Origin of the sequence: Mesorhizobium sp., from assembly GCF_004963255.1 — a bacterium.
Taxonomy (GTDB): domain Bacteria; phylum Pseudomonadota; class Alphaproteobacteria; order Rhizobiales; family Rhizobiaceae; genus Mesorhizobium.
Genome location: NZ_SUGA01000027.1, coordinates 73,319 through 88,572 on the forward strand (window position 1 = coordinate 73,319; position 15,254 = coordinate 88,572).

19 protein-coding genes are annotated in these 15,254 nt (G+C 65.0%); 10 read left to right on the forward strand and 9 right to left on the reverse strand.

Annotated elements, in window-relative coordinates:
* The first annotated feature begins 50 nt into the window (after positions 1-50).
* The 4 genes from E5X34_RS23655 (at position 51) to E5X34_RS23670 (ending at position 3,840) form a co-directional block, all read left to right on the forward strand.
* On the forward strand, positions 51-1,022 hold the full coding sequence (locus E5X34_RS23655) for a sulfonate ABC transporter substrate-binding protein (protein WP_292569636.1): 972 nt from the start codon (positions 51-53) through the stop codon (positions 1,020-1,022).
* A 73-nt stretch (positions 1,023-1,095) separates the two neighbouring features.
* Positions 1,096-2,253, forward strand: a complete 1,158-nt coding sequence (gene ssuD / locus E5X34_RS23660; protein WP_292569639.1) for an FMNH2-dependent alkanesulfonate monooxygenase — start codon at positions 1,096-1,098, stop codon at positions 2,251-2,253.
* The gene (locus E5X34_RS23665) at positions 2,250-3,029 is read left to right on the forward strand and encodes an ABC transporter permease subunit (RefSeq protein WP_292569642.1); all 780 of its coding nucleotides are present in this window, start codon (positions 2,250-2,252) and stop codon (positions 3,027-3,029) included. The genes ssuD and E5X34_RS23665 overlap by 4 nt, the downstream gene beginning before the upstream one ends.
* A 7-nt stretch (positions 3,030-3,036) precedes the next feature.
* Positions 3,037-3,840 (forward strand): ATP-binding cassette domain-containing protein, encoded by an 804-nt coding sequence (locus E5X34_RS23670; RefSeq protein ID WP_292569645.1) that lies wholly within the window; start codon positions 3,037-3,039, stop codon positions 3,838-3,840.
* Positions 3,841-3,970: 130 nt separating this feature from the next.
* On the opposite strand, the gene E5X34_RS23675 is transcribed toward E5X34_RS23670, so the two are convergent.
* Positions 3,971-4,156 carry a hypothetical protein gene (locus tag E5X34_RS23675; protein ID WP_292569648.1) on the reverse strand — a complete coding sequence of 62 codons (186 nt, stop codon included), beginning with the start codon at positions 4,154-4,156 and terminating at the stop codon, positions 3,971-3,973.
* 309 nt (positions 4,157-4,465) lie between these two features.
* Here E5X34_RS23675 and E5X34_RS23680 point away from each other — a divergent pair, with 309 nt between their 5' ends.
* The 4 genes from E5X34_RS23680 to E5X34_RS23695 all read left to right on the forward strand — a co-directional run bounded on the left by E5X34_RS23680 (position 4,466) and on the right by E5X34_RS23695 (position 7,681).
* Positions 4,466-4,828, forward strand: coding sequence for a septal ring lytic transglycosylase RlpA family protein (locus E5X34_RS23680; RefSeq protein WP_292569651.1), 363 nt, complete (start codon positions 4,466-4,468; stop codon positions 4,826-4,828).
* A gap of 289 nt (positions 4,829-5,117) precedes the next feature.
* Positions 5,118-6,395, forward strand: a complete 1,278-nt coding sequence (locus E5X34_RS23685; RefSeq protein ID WP_292569654.1) for a polyhydroxyalkanoate depolymerase — start codon at positions 5,118-5,120, stop codon at positions 6,393-6,395.
* 201 nt (positions 6,396-6,596) lie between these two features.
* Positions 6,597-7,214, forward strand: coding sequence for a transglutaminase-like cysteine peptidase (locus E5X34_RS23690; RefSeq protein ID WP_292569657.1), 618 nt, complete (start codon positions 6,597-6,599; stop codon positions 7,212-7,214).
* Between the two features lie 209 nt (positions 7,215-7,423).
* Entirely contained in the window at positions 7,424-7,681 is a 258-nt protein-coding gene (locus E5X34_RS23695) for a hypothetical protein (protein WP_292569660.1), read from the forward strand.
* 71 nt (positions 7,682-7,752) lie between these two features.
* On the opposite strand, the gene E5X34_RS23700 is transcribed toward E5X34_RS23695, so the two are convergent.
* From E5X34_RS23700 to E5X34_RS23715, 4 genes are all read right to left on the reverse strand, one after another.
* Positions 7,753-8,121, reverse strand: a complete 369-nt coding sequence (locus E5X34_RS23700; protein ID WP_292569662.1) for a helix-turn-helix transcriptional regulator — start codon at positions 8,119-8,121, stop codon at positions 7,753-7,755.
* Positions 8,122-8,174: 53 nt separating this feature from the next.
* Positions 8,175-8,699 (reverse strand): Smr/MutS family protein, encoded by a 525-nt coding sequence (locus E5X34_RS23705; RefSeq protein WP_292569665.1) that lies wholly within the window; start codon positions 8,697-8,699, stop codon positions 8,175-8,177.
* Positions 8,696-9,799 carry a murein transglycosylase A gene (locus E5X34_RS23710; RefSeq protein WP_292569667.1) on the reverse strand — a complete coding sequence of 368 codons (1,104 nt, stop codon included), beginning with the start codon at positions 9,797-9,799 and terminating at the stop codon, positions 8,696-8,698. The genes E5X34_RS23705 and E5X34_RS23710 overlap by 4 nt, the downstream gene beginning before the upstream one ends.
* A gap of 135 nt (positions 9,800-9,934) precedes the next feature.
* A complete protein-coding gene (locus E5X34_RS23715; RefSeq protein ID WP_292569670.1) occupies positions 9,935-10,642 on the reverse strand; it encodes a Tim44/TimA family putative adaptor protein in 708 nt (235 codons plus the stop codon).
* Positions 10,643-10,847: 205 nt separating this feature from the next.
* On the opposite strand from E5X34_RS23715, the gene E5X34_RS23720 reads away from it, so the two are divergent.
* Positions 10,848-11,342, forward strand: a complete 495-nt coding sequence (locus E5X34_RS23720) for an FxsA family protein (RefSeq protein ID WP_292569673.1) — start codon at positions 10,848-10,850, stop codon at positions 11,340-11,342.
* 118 nt (positions 11,343-11,460) lie between these two features.
* A complete protein-coding gene (gene secB, locus E5X34_RS23725; RefSeq protein WP_042645309.1) occupies positions 11,461-11,961 on the forward strand; it encodes a protein-export chaperone SecB in 501 nt (166 codons plus the stop codon).
* Positions 11,962-12,221: 260 nt separating this feature from the next.
* Here secB and dnaQ read toward each other — a convergent pair whose 3' ends face one another.
* The 4 genes from dnaQ to E5X34_RS23745 form a co-directional block, all read right to left on the reverse strand.
* On the reverse strand, positions 12,222-12,926 hold the full coding sequence (dnaQ, locus tag E5X34_RS23730; RefSeq protein ID WP_292569675.1) for a DNA polymerase III subunit epsilon: 705 nt from the start codon (positions 12,924-12,926) through the stop codon (positions 12,222-12,224).
* Between the two features lie 177 nt (positions 12,927-13,103).
* Positions 13,104-13,709, reverse strand: a complete 606-nt coding sequence (coaE, locus tag E5X34_RS23735; RefSeq protein WP_292569678.1) for a dephospho-CoA kinase — start codon at positions 13,707-13,709, stop codon at positions 13,104-13,106.
* Positions 13,709-14,536 carry a shikimate dehydrogenase gene (locus E5X34_RS23740; RefSeq protein WP_292569680.1) on the reverse strand — a complete coding sequence of 276 codons (828 nt, stop codon included), beginning with the start codon at positions 14,534-14,536 and terminating at the stop codon, positions 13,709-13,711. Before E5X34_RS23740 ends, coaE begins: the two co-directional genes overlap by 1 nt.
* Positions 14,529-15,128 carry a Maf-like protein gene (locus E5X34_RS23745; RefSeq protein ID WP_292569683.1) on the reverse strand — a complete coding sequence of 200 codons (600 nt, stop codon included), beginning with the start codon at positions 15,126-15,128 and terminating at the stop codon, positions 14,529-14,531. Before E5X34_RS23745 ends, E5X34_RS23740 begins: the two co-directional genes overlap by 8 nt.
* Positions 15,129-15,254 lie beyond the last annotated feature (126 nt).

The following is a 15,254-nucleotide window of genomic DNA, read 5'->3' on the forward strand; positions in this document are numbered from 1 at the left end:
CTGACCCCATTCCAATCGGCCCGGCAGCCGGGCAATCGAAGGAGAGGGTCATGTTCAATCTGACGAGACGCGCTTTCGGCGTCGGCCTGCTGGCAGCGGCGGGTTTTGCCGCATCCTTTGGGACGACATCCGCCGCCGCGGCGGCGGATGATCTCAAGGCGTTCAACATCGGCTACCAGAAGACCGGCCTGCCGGTTATCGCCAGGCAGCAGCAGATCATCGAGAAGGCGCTGGCCGACAAGGGCGTCACGGTGAAGTGGGTCGAGTTCACCGCCGGCCCGCCGCTGGTGGAAGCCTTGAATGTCGGCGCCATCGATGTCGGCTGGACCGGCGACGCGCCGCCGATCTTCGGCCAGTCGGCCGGGGCCAACATCGTCTATGCGGCGGCGCTGCCCTCCAATGGCGAGGGCGAGGCGATCTTCGTCAAGCCGGCCTCGCCGATCCAGTCGCTGGCCGACCTCAAGGGCAAGCGCATCGGCGTCGGCAAGGGTACCAGCGCGCACAATCTCCTGGTTGCGGCGCTGGAGAAAGCCGGCATCCCCTTCGACCAGGTCACGCCCGTCTACCTCAGCCCGGCGGATGCGGCCGCCGCTTTCGCCAGCGACCAGATCGACGCCTGGGCGGTGTGGGATCCGTTCTTCGCCATCGCCGAGACCCGTTACCAGCCGCGCGTGCTTGCCCGCTCGAGCGACGTGCTCAAGGTCAACACCTATTTCCTCGCCAACAAGGATTTCGCCAAGGCGCATCCGGATTTCGTCTCGACGACGATCGCCGCGCTCGGCGACGCGGCGAAATGGGCGGACCAGAACCGCGACAAGGTGGCCGAGGCGCTGCATGAGGTGACCGGCGTGCCGCTCGACGCGCAGACGATCGCCGCCAACCGCACCAAGTTCGGCATTTATCCGATCACCGACGAGATCGTCGCCGGCCAGCAGGCGACGGCCGACCGCTTCTTCAAGCTCGGGCTGATCCCGAAAGCGGTGCGGATCTCCGACGCCGTCTGGACCGCGCCGGGCAACTGATCTCTTTCACGGCGCCGGGCGGCGAGCGCCCGGCGCCGCCGTATTTTCTCCTGTCTTCTCTCAGGGTTCAGCCATGACCGCTTCAGCCAGCCCGCTCGATTTCTTCTGGTTCATCCCGACGCATGGCGACGGCTCCTATCTCGGTACCGAGAAGCAGCAGCGGCCGCCCGAATTCGGCTACTTCAAGGAGATCGCACAGGCGGTCGACCGGCTGGGTTTCCCCGGCGTGCTGTTGCCTACCGGGCAGAATTGCGAGGATTCCTGGATCACCGCCACCGGCCTCGCGACGCTGACCGAGAGGCTGAAATTCCTCGTTGCGCTGCGACCCGGCGTGACGCTGCCGACCTTCGCGGCGCGCCAGACCGCGGCGCTCGACCGGCTGAGCAACGGCCGCCTGCTGCTCAATGTCGTGGTCGGCGGCAACCCGACCGAGCTTGCCGGCGACGGCGTGTTCCTGCCGCATGACGAGCGCTATGCGCAGGCGCAGGAATTCCTCACCATCTGGCGTGGGCTGGTGTCCGGCGAGCGGGTGAATTTCGAAGGCAGATATTATCGCGTCGAAAACGGCCGCCTCGATCTGTTGCCGCTGCAGGAGCGGCCGCCGCTCTACTTCGGCGGCTCCTCCGACGCCGGCCAGGAGCTCGCGGCCGACCTCGTCGACATGTATCTCACCTGGGGCGAGCCGCCGGCGCAGGTCGCCGGCAAGATCGCCTCGGCGCGCGAGAAGGCGGCGTGGCGCGGCCGCAAGCTGCGCTTCGGCATCAGGCTGCATTTCATCGTGCGCGAGAGCGAGGACGAGGCCTGGCGCGCCGCCGAGCGGCTGATCAGCCACGTCACCGATGCGCAGATCGAGAATGCGCAGGCGCGTTTCCTCAAGGAGATGGATTCGGTCGGGCAGCGGCGCATGGCCGAGCTGCATGGCGGCCGGCGCGACCGGCTCGTCGTCTCGCCGAACCTTTGGGCCGGCGTCGGCTTGGTGCGCGGCGGCGCAGGCACGGCGCTGGTCGGCACGCCCGAGCAGATCGTCGAGCGCATCCGCGAATACCAGGCGATCGGCATCGACACAATCATCGGCTCCGGCTACCCGCATCTCGAGGAGGCCTATCGCGTCGCCGAGCTGTTGTTCCCGCGGCTCGGCCTCGGCACGCAGCGGCAGCGGGCGCACAAGGATATCGCCAACGAATTCTCGGTCGGCTTCCACGGCGCCAGCCGCCTGCAGGCGGCGTCATGAGCCTGGCCGCTCGCCTTGCCCGCAACGGCACGGCCGGCTGGCTGCTGCCGGCGGCAATCATCGCCGGCTGGGAAGCCGCCGCACGCGCGGGCTTGATCCCGGCCAATGTGCTGCCGGCGCCGAGCCAGGTGGCCGAGGCCTTCTGGCGGCTGACACTGTCAGGCGAGCTGATCCGCAACATCGGCGTCTCCACCCTGCGCGCGCTGTCGGGCTTCGCCATAGGCGGCTCGATCGGCTTCGCGCTCGGCCTCGCCAATGGATTGTCGGCGCTCAGCCGCGGGCTGACCGACACGACGTTGCAGATGATCCGCAACATCCCGCATCTGGCGCTGATCCCGCTGGTCATCCTGTGGTTCGGCATCGACGAGGAAGCAAAACTCTTTCTGGTGGCGCTCGGCGTGTTCTTCCCGATCTATGTCAACACGCTGCTCGGCATCCAGAGCGTCGATCCGCAGCTGGTCGAGATGGGCCGGGTCTACGGGCTCGACCGGCGCGCCTTGTTCTTCCGGGTGATCCTGCCCGGCGCGCTGCCCTCGATCTTCGTCGGCCTGCGCTATGCGCTGGGCATCATGTGGCTGACCCTGATCGTCGCCGAAACGATCTCGGCCAGCTCCGGACTCGGCTACATGGCCATGCAGGCGCGCGAGTTCCTGCTGATCGACGTCGTGGTGCTGTCGATCCTGATCTACGCGCTGCTCGGCAAGCTCGCCGACAGCCTGGCCCGCCTGCTCGAGCGCCTGTCGCTCGGCTGGCATCCGGCCTTCCAGAAAGGGTGAGAACAAGATGCCAGCCGCCACCCTCACCGCAGCACGCTCCCTCGTCGCCACGCCGGCGACCGCACGCACGATCGGCTCGGTCGAAGGCCGCCGGGCCTTCGCCTTCAAGGAGGTCGGAAAGCGCTTCGGCGACAAGATCGTGCTCGACGGCATCAGCCTCGACGTGCGCGCCGGGCAGTTCCTGGCCGTCATCGGCAAGAGCGGCTGCGGCAAGAGCACGCTGCTTCGGCTGCTCGCCGGGCTTGATCGCCCAAGCGGCGGTTCACTGACCTTCGGCGCCGCCGAGGAGGGTCACAGCCGCACGCGCTTCATGTTCCAGGAGCCGCGGCTGCTGCCCTGGGCGAGCGTGGTGAAGAATGTCGAGATCGGGCTGACCGGCATCGCCGGCGGCGCCGACGCCAGGCGGCGGGCGCTTGCCATGCTGGAGGAGGTCGGCCTCGCCGACCGCGCCGACGAGTGGCCCTCGGTGCTGTCGGGCGGTCAAAAGCAGCGCGTCGCGCTTGCCCGTGCCCTGGTCGGCCAGCCGCAGATCCTGGCGCTCGACGAGCCGCTCGGCGCGCTGGACGCGCTGACCCGCATCGAGATGCAGCAGCTTCTGGAACGGATATGGCTCGACCAGAAGTTCACCGCCGTGCTGGTGACGCATGACGTCGGCGAAGCCGTCGCGCTGGCCGACCGCGTCGTGGTGATCGGCGCCGGCAGGGTCGCCCTCGATCTCGACGTGCCTGTGGCCCGGCCCCGCCGGCACGGTTCGGCGGAGCTGGCCCATATCGAGGGCACCATCCTGGATCACCTGTTCAACCGGGCCTAGAGCGTTTCACCGTTTCACGGAAACGGCGAACCGCTCTATCTCTTTATTTTTTGCAATTTCTGAACGGAAAACCGCTCACACTTTTCCTGAAATTGCTCTAAGCGCCCGCGCCGCCCGCCGACACTGCAAGTCAAACGCGCGACTGGCTCGCCCAGCGCAGTCCGACAATGCCGGCCAGCATGGTGACGAGGCCGATATAGAGCCATCGCGTCTGGCCGGTCATGAAGCTGCCGCCGACAAGGCCGAGCCCCTGCAGCGACCATAGCGCGCCCAGGCAAAGCACAATCAGCGCCAGCACAAACCTGATCAATCGCATCGGCTTGACCCTCTTCGGAAGTCGATCCTGAACGGCGACGGGGACGCAACAAAAGACGCCGAGGAATCGGAATAGTCCGGCTCCTCTGTACTTCCAATCTTGAGGACCGATCTTGTCCGGAACGTCCGGGATGGCGGTCCGATATTCATCAAGAATACGCTTTTCCGGCTCCAAGAATATCATGACAAACTGTTTCGCGGCGACTCCAAACGTGTGCCATCGCCATGGAACCGCCAGAAGGCTGCCGCATTTCCCGCCTCATTCGGCACTTAGGCGGGGCTATTCGATCAACGGAGCCACCCCCAAAGCATGAAGAAAACCAACCAGACCGCGCTTGTCGCGGTAACGATCGCGGCTGGCCTGATGGCTGGCGCCTCGTCCGCCTCCTCCGCCGCCGCGCAATGCGGCCGCGCTTCCTGGTATGCGTTGCATTCCAGAACCGCCTCAGGGGAACGCATGAACCCCTCGGCACTGACCGCCGCCCACCGCACGCTGCCTTTCGGCACCAAGCTCAGGGTCACCAACAAGAACAACGGCCGCAGCGTCGTCGTGCGCATCAACGATCGCGGTCCGTTCGTGAAGGGCCGCGTGCTCGACCTGTCCCGCGGCGCCGCCAGCCAGCTGGGCTTCATCGGGTCGGGCCACACCGCCGTCTGCATGGCGCGCGCCTAAAGAGCTCCACGGTTTTCGCCGGACCATGATCCAACGCAGCCCCACGGTTCTGGATCATGGCCGGTGTCCGGCGTGAGGGGCCGGACACATATCCTTCACATTTCGGCACCGCACCGTGAGCCGGCTCGCCCGCTCAAGCCTGATTTCCAACAGGTTGAACCAAAGAAGCATTCGTCAGACATAATGACGTATTGCATCGCAACAATATCTTGTTAACCTCGCCGGGAGACATTCAAGGCTCGGCGCTGCTCGTCGTCCCTTTGGTCGACGGACGGCAACGGGGTTCTCGATGTTCTACCAGCTCTACGAAATGAACCATGCGGCGCTGCAGCCCGCGCGCCTCTATGCCGACGCGGTGCGGCTCTTCTACTCCAACCCGCTCAACCCGATCTCCCACACCCCCTTCGGCCGCTCGGTCGCGGCGACCGCCGAACTGTTCGAGCGCACCACCCGCCGCTACGGCAAGCCGCAATTCGGCCTGGACAAGACCGTCGTCGACTGGAAGAGCGTCGCCGTGACGGAAAAGACCGTCTGGTCGAAGCCGTTCTGCAACCTGGTGCGTTTCGAGCGCGCGCTGCCCGCGGGGCGTAAGCCTGACCCGAAGCTTTTGATCGTGGCGCCGATGTCGGGCCACTACGCGACGCTGCTGCGCGGCACGGTCGAGGCGATGCTTCCGCATGCCGACGTGCATATCACCGACTGGGTCGACGCCCGTATGGTGCCGGTGGCACAAGGCAGCTTCGATCTCGACGACTATATCGACTACGTCATCGAGATGTTCCATGCGCTCGGCCCCGATACCCATGTGATGGCCGTCTGCCAGCCTTCGGTGCCGGTGCTGGCGGCGGTGGCGCTGATGGACAGGCGCGGCGATCCCTTCGTGCCCTCCACCATGACGCTGATGGGCGGGCCGGTCGACACGCGCCGCAACCCCACCGCGGTCAATCTTCTGGCCAAGGAAAAGGGCATCGACTGGTTCCGCGACAATGTCATCATGCAGGCGCCCTGGCCGGTGCCGGGCTTCGGCCGCGTGGTCTATCCGGGCTTCCTGCAGCTCTCCGGCTTCATGAGCATGAATCTCGACCGCCACATCATCGCCCACAAGGACTTCTTCATGCACCTTGTGAAGCATGACGGCGACAGCGCCGAAAAGCACCGCGACTTCTATGACGAATATCTGGCGGTGATGGATCTGACGGCGGAGTTCTACCTGCAGACGGTCGACACCGTGTTCGTGCGCCACGCTTTGCCGAAGGGCGAGATGACGCATCGCGGCGAGACGGTCGACTGCACAGCGATCCGCAACGTTGCGCTGCTCACCATCGAGGGCGAGAACGACGACATTTCGGGGCTCGGCCAGACCCAGGCCGCGCATGATCTGTGCGTCAACATTCCAGCCGACAGGCATGTCCACTACGTGCAGCCGGCCGTCGGCCACTACGGCGTCTTCAACGGCTCGCGCTTCCGCTCCGAGATCGTGCCGCGCATCGCCGACTTCATTTCCAGCTATGGCCGCCAGCAACGTGTGGCGACGAGGCCGAGACTGGTCCGTTCCGCGAAAGGCTGAACACCGCGGACCGCGCCAGAGCGGACTTCCGTTCCGCCGCCGGACGGCGGCCGCTGGTGTTGCGCCGGTGCCTCTGTTGCGAAAGTGCCGCTACGGGATCGTCCAGGTAACCATGCCGTCAAACTGGCCGCGGTCTCTAATTGACACGGACTGTAAATCGCCTTTAACGTTTCGTTAATAAAGAACAGGGCGGCGGGGGCAATGACTTCCTCAGCGATGACGCGGATTCTGCGTTTGTGTTCAGTCGCAGGGCTGGCGATTTCAGCTCACTGGGCGGTGCCCGCCTGGGCGGCGGGCGCAATGACCACGGGCGGCCTGACCTCGCAGCCGATCGGGCACTATGATTTCTGCAAAGCGCGTCCGAACGAATGCAACATCCATCCGGCCGATCTCGAGCCGGCCAGGATGACGGAGGGCCTGTGGCGCAAGCTGGTCAATGTCAGCGCCAAGGTCAACGCCGCCGTCAAGCCGTTGAGCGATCTCGACCACTACGGCAAGGATGAAGTCTGGGCCTATCCGGATGACGGCTATGGCGACTGCGAGGACTATGTGCTGGAAAAGCGCCGCCAGCTTTATCGCATGGGCATGTCGCTGGCCGATCTCCTGATCACCGTTGTGCGCAAGCCGGATGGCGAAGGCCATTCGGTGCTGACGGTGCGCACCGACAAGGGCGACTACGTGCTCGACAATCTGACTGATAAGGTGAAAGCCTGGGACGCGACCGGCTACCGCTTCCTCAAGCGCCAGGCGGTCGACAACACTGGGCGCTGGGTCTCGATCCGCGACGGCCAGGCGGTGCTGGTCGGCTCGGTGCAGTAGGAACCGGGCGCGCCACCTCGGCTTCGTCATTCCAGGGCGGAGCAAGGAGCGTAGCGACGCGGCGCAGACCCGCGTCCGCTTCGCTCCCGCTCCGCCCGTGGATGACGAAGGTGATGAGCCTCCGAAAAAATCACACAACTCCATGAACCATTCCCATTCGGCCGGCGACACACAGCCGTGAATGGCAAATCCAACCATGGAGAACTCAAATGACTTCTTTCCTGCGCAACACCCTTCTTGCCGCCGTCGCGATTTCGGCCCTGACCGGATCGGCTCTGGCGGACCAGACCTACAAAAGCTGCGCCGCGACAAACCTCAATGACCTCTGGAGCGGCCGCTGCTGCAGCGTCGGTTCCGCGAACTGCCTGGGCGGCGGCAATGGCGGCCGTGATCATCAGGGTCATGAAGGCAAGGGCGGACGGGGCAGCACCAATGGCGGCAGCGCCAACGGCGCAGGCAAGTTCTGATCTCAAGAGTTCAGATGGAGTCGAACCAGCGCCAGTGGACAATCGCGATCCGCTGGCGCCTAACGCAAGGATTATAGAGGCCGACCGAGTGCCGTGCGTATCGATGCGCTGAGGCGGCGCAATTCCGCCTCATCCAGCCTCTCGATGCTTTCGGCCAGCAGGTTGGCCAGTTCAGTGGCCGCCGGCGACAGGCCGGACGTGTCGATCCTGACTCTCGGATGCGAGCTCTCCGCAAGCCGGGCGAGGTCCTCGGCATCGTCCCAGATGATGTTGAAATAGCCGATGATCTTCTGGATCAGCGTCCAGGTCGGCGCGCCGCGGCGGCCGTGCTCGAGCGCCGACAGATAGGCGGCGCTGACGCCGATGGCCTCGGCCATCGCCTTCTGGCTGACGCCGCGTTCGGCGCGCAGCGCCCGGAGCTTCTCGCCGAACGGAGTCATGTCGACCTGCTCATCGCCGGCCCCTCATTGCCGAGCCGCTCATTGCGAGCTCCTCATGGGCGCGTCCGCCTCAGCCGCACATAGAGCGCGCCCGAGCCGCCATGGTTGCGGGCGGCGTGATCGTGGCTGGAGACGAGATGGCGGAAGGCCGGCGTCGACAGCCAGGCCGGCACGGCGCGGCGCAGGATGCCGTCGCCGCCCGAGGACGAACCCTTGCCGGTGATGATCAGAACGTAGCGGATGCCGCCGGCATGCGCCCGATGCAGGAAGGCGAGCAGCAGCGAATAGGCTTCGTCCTGCGTCATGCCGTGCAGGTCGACGCGGCCTTCGATCGGGAGCCGGCCTTTCTTCAGCTTGTGCAGCGTCTGGTCGTCGAGCGAATGCGAGACATGCGGCGTCTTCGGTTTCGCGGCGACGGCCGGGACACCGTTGACCGGAGCGGCGGCCGGCGTCGGCTTGGGCTCGATGATTTCGGGAATCTCGACAGCGGTCTTGCCTTTCAGGGGCCGGGCCGAACGCGCCACCAGGTTCCACAGGATGCGGTCGTCGTCACTGAGATGGTCGTCGCGGCGGTTCACCGGGTCGCTCCATTCAGAAGCGCACGCGGAACCAACGCATAGAAATCGGCCGCATTGCGGACCACGCCGGCGATCTCGCCGGCGGCGTCGCCCGAGCCGGCGAAAAGGTCGCCGCGCGCGGGCCCGGTGATCGCCGAGCCGGTGTCCTGCGCGATCATCAACCGCCGGAACGGTTTCTGGTCGAAGGCGGTAAGCGTCGGCGCGTCGATATAAAAGGGCGTGCCGAATGTGTGCAGCAGCCGGTCGACGGCGACCGAGCGCCCGGGCGTCAGCGGCACCTTGGCGGCGGCGATCGGCCCAAGCGCGGCATCATCGACCGCGGCTTCGCGGAAGAAGATGTAGGAGCGGTTTTGCCAGAGGGTCTCGTCGACCCGCTCCGGATGCGCCTTGAACCAGGCGCGGATCGACTGCATCGTCACCTTTTCCAGCGGGATCTCGCCGAGCTCGCTCAGGATCTTGCCCGGGCCAGTGAAGCGCTGGCCGGACTTGGCGGCATAGGTGACGCGGATGAGCCTGCCGTCGGTCATCTTCAGCCTAGCTGCGCCCTGCACATGGACGAAGAAGGCGTCAACCTTCTCGGCAAGCCAGGCGATTTCGAGATTTTGGCCTAAGAGCGTGCCGCGCTCGATTTCGCCACGGTCGAAATATTCGACGGGAGCATCATCCGTCCGACGGGCGAAGGCCAGATAAGGATCCATGCCGGCCGGCCGGTTGCTGTCGTCGATGTCGATCAGGTCGGCGGGGCGGGACAGCAACGGCACGGTGAACCGTCCCGTCCTGACCGGCGAGGCCTCGACCTCCGGCTCGTAGAAGCCGGTCACGAGATCCGAGCCGTTTTCGGCGCTCACCAGCATCGGCACGAAATGCCGCTCGAAGAAGGACCGCGCCTCGGACCGATTCGGGGTCGAAACGGCGCGGGCCTCGGCATAGGCCTCGGCAAAGGCGTTGAAATCGATGCCGAGCGAGCCGGTGCGGTAAGGTTTTATCGGCGCATGGAAGGCCGAGCGGCGAAAGGCCGCGAAGGCCGCAGCATGGTCGTCCTCGCTCCAGCCGAGCAGGTCATCAAAAGATTTTTCGCTGAATATGGGAGAGAGCGGCACGACCGAGCCCCGCCGCTTAGAGCCGGATGATTTCAGGTCTGTCCGACCTGAAATCTGAATCCGCCTCTAATTCAAAGAGATGGAGCATGATGTCATCCGAAAACCGCTCCACACTTTTCGGCATCATGCTCCAGATCAATCTTCTTCTTCGGTGGCGACGAGCTTCCAGTTCGGGTCGCGCGAGCGGGTGTCGCGGGCGAAGGTCCAGACATCCTTGACCTCGGCCACCGTCTCCGGGTCGCCGTCGATGACGGCGCCGGCCTTGTCGCGGGTCGCCGAGATCAGCTCGGAAACGACGCGCAGCGTGATATGCGCTTCCGAGCCCTTCATCTCCGCGGAGACGATGTCAGCCTTGTCGATGCCGACGAAGGAGGACTGGATTTTTTCCGATTTCGCCTCGCGCTCGCCGATGGCGGCGACGAAGCCGTCATAGACCTCGCGCGACAGGAGATTCTTCAGTGTCTTACGGTCGCCGTCGGCATAGGCCATGACGATCATCTCATAGGCCATCTTGGCGCCGTCGACGAAGGTTTTCGGTTCGAAGGACGGATCGTTGTCCTTGATCGTTCGCAGGCCCCTGTTGAGATCAGTGTCCGGCTTGGCGAAGGCGTCGATCGCGGCATAGGTCTCGGCCGAGCTTTCGCCCGGCGCGCGCTTGCGCGGCAGCGACACGACATTTTCCGGCTTCTGCGCCGCATCGGCCTCGCGCGTGCGGCTCGCCGAATAGGGATCGAAGGGCGGGCGCTCGTTGCCGGTGCGACGTCCGAGCACGTTGCGCAGCTGGAAAAAGATCACAACCGCCGCAATCAGAAAGAAAATCGTGCCGAAGTCGAAGAAACCCATATTTTCCGCCAACTCGAACCCTGTTCTTGCCGGACCTGCGTGACCCCCTCGGGGACCGCGGTCGCATAGCGTTCAACACCCAAAGCATATAGAACGGCAGGCGCAATCATTCAAATCAAAGGCAGCCATACCTATCTAAGGGCGCCAAGGCCAGCGGCGATTGTCCGCGAGCGCCCCCAAAAGAAGAAAGCGATCGGTCGAGACTTTGCGCATTTCCTTCATCCCGCTGTTCCTGCTCCTGCTGCCGCTGCTGGAGATCGCCGGCTTCGTCGTCGTCGGCCGCGAGATCGGCGCCTTGGCGACGGTCGGGCTGGTCATCCTGTCCAGCGTCGCCGGCAGCCTGCTGCTCAGGCATCAGGGTTTCGGCGTCATGACGCGGGTGCGGGCCGAGATGGATGCCGGGCATGATCCCAGCCGGCAGCTCGCCCATGGCGCGATGATCGTGCTGGCGGCGATCCTCTTGATCATCCCTGGCTTCATCACCGATATCTTCGCCATTCTCCTGCTGCTGCCGCCGGTGCGCGACTTCGCCTGGCGCCTGCTCAAGAGCCGCATCGTCATGGCGACCAGCTTCTCGAGCGGCTTTGCGGCGCGCCGGCGCGAGACCGTCATCGATCTCGACGACAGCGACTATTCGCGCGACGATTATCCGAACCGGCCGGATCACAATTCACCGTGGCGGCGGCTGAAAAACGATTAGTCCCAGGCCCTTTGCCCGATAAACCGGCAAAACTTGTTTTGTCCGGCGGGCCATGGTAGCGAACCCGCGATTTCAATCCGGTCAGCAATGCTGCCCAGGCAGAAGGACTTAAAGGCTCATGGCCAGCAATGATGACGCGGCGACCGGCGCCGCCAACGGCAACGGCACCCAGAACCAGCCCTCGCTCAATGTGCTTGCCCAGTATGTGAAGGACCTGTCCTTCGAAAGCCCCGGCGCGCCGAACTCGCTGCGCGGCCGCGACAAGGCTCCCGGCATCGCCATCAACGTCAACGTCAATGCCAACCCGCTTTCGGACAAGCAGTTCGACGTCAACCTGACCTTGAACGCCAAGGCCTCCTTCGACCAGGAAGTGCTGTTCAATGTCGAGCTGGTCTATGGCGGCGTCTTCGCCATCTCGGGCTTCCCGCAGGAGCACATGCTGCCGATCCTGTTCATCGAATGCCCGCGGCTGCTGTTCCCCTTCGCCCGCCAGATCATCTCCGACGCCACCCGCAATGGCGGCTTCCCGCCGCTGATGCTCGACCCGATCGATTTCGCGCAGATGTTCCAGCAACGCATCGCCGAGGACCAGGCCGCGAGCAAGGTCCAGGTGAGCTGAGAAGGCGCCTCATCGAGTTACGAAAAGCCCGGCCAAGTGCCGGGCTTTTTTGTTGGAGATGCTGGCGGGACAGCGCCCCCCTCTGGCCTGCCGGCCATCTCCCCCACAAGGGGGGAGATCGACGTCACGCCGGCTTTCGCCAATCACGAACGTTGCAGGATGGGCGGCGCGGCGAAGCTGCCAATCTCCCCCCTTGTGGGGGAGATGCCCGGCAGGGTAGAGGGGGGCGCGAACGATCGCTGCCCACGCGACTAGCCTGCTCAGCCCACCGCCACCTTCAGCCACAGCGCCTTTTCGCCAAGCGTCGAAACCAGCCCGGCATGCGCCGCGCGGTCCGCTTCGCTCAGCCGCGGCGGCAGGGCGATGGGCCGCGCGCCGATCGAGATGTCGATATCGGCAACCTCGCCGGCGCCGTTCATCTGCACCGACACGGTTTCCAGCACCAGCGCCGCCTGCTTGCCGCCGATGAGCTCGATATAGACCTCGGCCAGCAGCTCGGAGTCGAGCAACGCGCCGTGCTTGGTGCGGCGCGTGTTGTCGATGCCGTAGCGGCGGCAGAGCGCATCGAGCGAGTTCGGACCCATCGGATGCTTGCGCCGCGCCAGCGCCAGCGTGTCGATGATGCGGCCGGGATCGATGGCCGGATGGTCGAGCCGGCTGTATTCGAGGTTGAGGAAGCCGAGGTCGAAGGTGGCGTTGTGCGCGATCAGCTTGGCGCCGTCGGTGAAGGCCAGCCACTCATCGACGATTTCGGCGAAGGTCGGCTTCCCGGCCAGGTCCGCGGCGCTGATGCCGTGCACGGCCTGCGCCTCGGCGTGGATGGCGCGGCCCTGCGGGTTGATGAATTTGTGGAAGGTGCGGCCGGTCGGGAAACGGTTTACCAATTCGACGCCGCCGAGCTCGATGATGCGGTCTTCGCGCAAATCGAGGCCGGTGGTTTCCGTATCGAAGATGATCTCACGCATTTCGAATCAATCCGCTCCAAGGAGCAGAATCACAAACCAGAACAAAATGGCAATGGGGACTGCTGTCAGCCCCGCGCATAACCTCAGAATCGGAAACCGATTTTCAAAACAGGATCATGCGCAAAATCAAAGTGTTACAGCGTCCTTTGCGCCCTTCGGGCGCGCGGCGCTGTAATGTCAGGAACCATCCCCGCCGGACTTATCCCCCGTCAATTCGCCGATGACGGCCTCAACCGCCTTCCGCGCCGCCTCGAAGCCATTTCCGGTGTCGATGATGAAGTCGGCCTGGCGGCGCTTTTCGGCGTCGGGCACCTGCTTGGCGAGGATCGATAAGAACTTCTCCTCGCTCATGCCCGGCCTGGCGAGCACGCGCTCGCGCTGGATCTCGGGCGACGCGGTGACGACCACGACCTTGTCGACGCGGTCGCGGCCGCCGGTCTCGAACAAAAGCGGGATGTCGAGCACGGCGAGCGGCGCGCCGGCGGCGCGATGCCTCGCCAGAAACGCATCGGCATCGGCGCGCACCAGCGGATGAATGATTGACTCGAGCTTCTTCAGCGCGGCGGGATCGCCGAGCACTTGCCGGCCAAGCTTCACGCGGTCGACCACGCCCGCCTCAGTCGTGCCAGGGAAGGCCTTCTCGACCAAAGGTGCTGCCTTGCCCGCATAGAGGCGATGCACCGTCTCGTCGGAATCATGCATCGGCACGCCGGCCTCGGCGAACATTTTCGCCGTCGCCGATTTTCCCATGCCGATCGATCCGGTGAGGCCGAGCACGATCATCAGTGGCCCTCTATGTCGGCGACGATCATACGCCGCAATTCGGGCGTGACTTCGGGTTTGCGGCCGAACCAGCGCTCGAAGCCGGGCACCGCCTGATGCAGCAGCATGCCGAGCCCGTCGACCGTATTCAGGCCACGCGCCCTGGCGGCGGCAAGCAAGGGCGTCTCCAGCGGCACATAGACGATGTCGGTGACGATAGCGTGGTCCGGCAAGCCGGCCGGATCGGCGGAGAGCGTCGCATCGCCATGCATGCCGAGCGCCGTGGTGTTGATCAGCAGACCGGCATCGGCAAGCAGCTCGCCGACCGCCCCATGCGCCGAGACGCCAGGGCCAAAATGGCGGCTGAGTTCCTCGGCTCTCGCCAGCGTCCGATTGACGATGCGGATGTCCTTGATGCCACGCTCTTTCAGCGCGTGGATGACGGCGCGGGAGGCGCCGCCGGCGCCCAGCACCACGGCCGGCCCATTGACCGCCCATCCAGGCGCATACTGGTCAAGATTGGCGGCAAAACCGTAGCCGTCGGTGTTGCCGCCCCAGAGAACGCCGTCCTCGAACCACAGCGTGTTGACGGCGCCGATTTCATCGGCCGCATGGTCGCGGCGGGCGACGCCGGCGAAGGCGGCTTCCTTGTGCGGAATGGTGACATTGCCGCCGCGGTAGCCCTCCTCGCCGAGAGATTTCAGAAAATCTGCGAAATCCGTCGGCGCGACGTCGATCGCCTGGTAGCTGCCGTCGATGCCGTATTTATTGAGCCAATAGCCGTGGATCTTCGGCGAGCGCGAATGGGCGATCGGATGTCCGGTGACAAAGGCTCGTTTCTCAGCCATCAATGGCTCCCAGCGCGCGCAGCTCCTTCAGGACCGCCAGCAACGGCAGGCCGACGATGGTGAAATAGTCACCCTCGATCTTCTCGAACAGCTGGATGCCTTCGCCCTCGATCTGATAGGCGCCGACGCTCCCCAGCGCCTTGGCGCCGACGCGCGCCAGATGCCGGCCGATGAAGGCGGGGTCGAGCTTGCGCATGGTGAGGCTGGCGATGCCGACATGGCGCCACAGCACCTCGCCGTCGCGGCAAAGCACGGCGGCGCTGTTCAGCTGATGCGTCTTGCCCGAGAGCGCGAGCAGGTGGCGGCGGGCGCCTTCCATATCGGCGGGCTTGTGAAAGATCTCGTCGCCCAGCGACAGCGTCTGGTCACAGCCGAGCACCAGGGAGCCGGGCCTCCGCTCACTGACCTCGGTCGCCTTGGCCTCGGCCAGGATCGACGCGACATCCTCCGGCGAGACGCTGCTGTCTTTCAGCGGAGCCTCGAGGGCGCGCTCGTCGACATTTGCCGGCACCGCCCCGATATCGAGGCCGGCATTGACGAGCATGGTTTTTCGGAACGGGCTGCTGGAGGCAAGGATGATCTTTTCGGGCATGCTGGTTCATCCAACGGTTGCGATCCGTCCAGCACCCCTCATCCGTCTCGGCGCTATCGCGCCGATCCACTTTCTCCCACAAGGAGGGCTTTGCACGGAACTGAGTTGGTGATTCGGTAGGTCCGG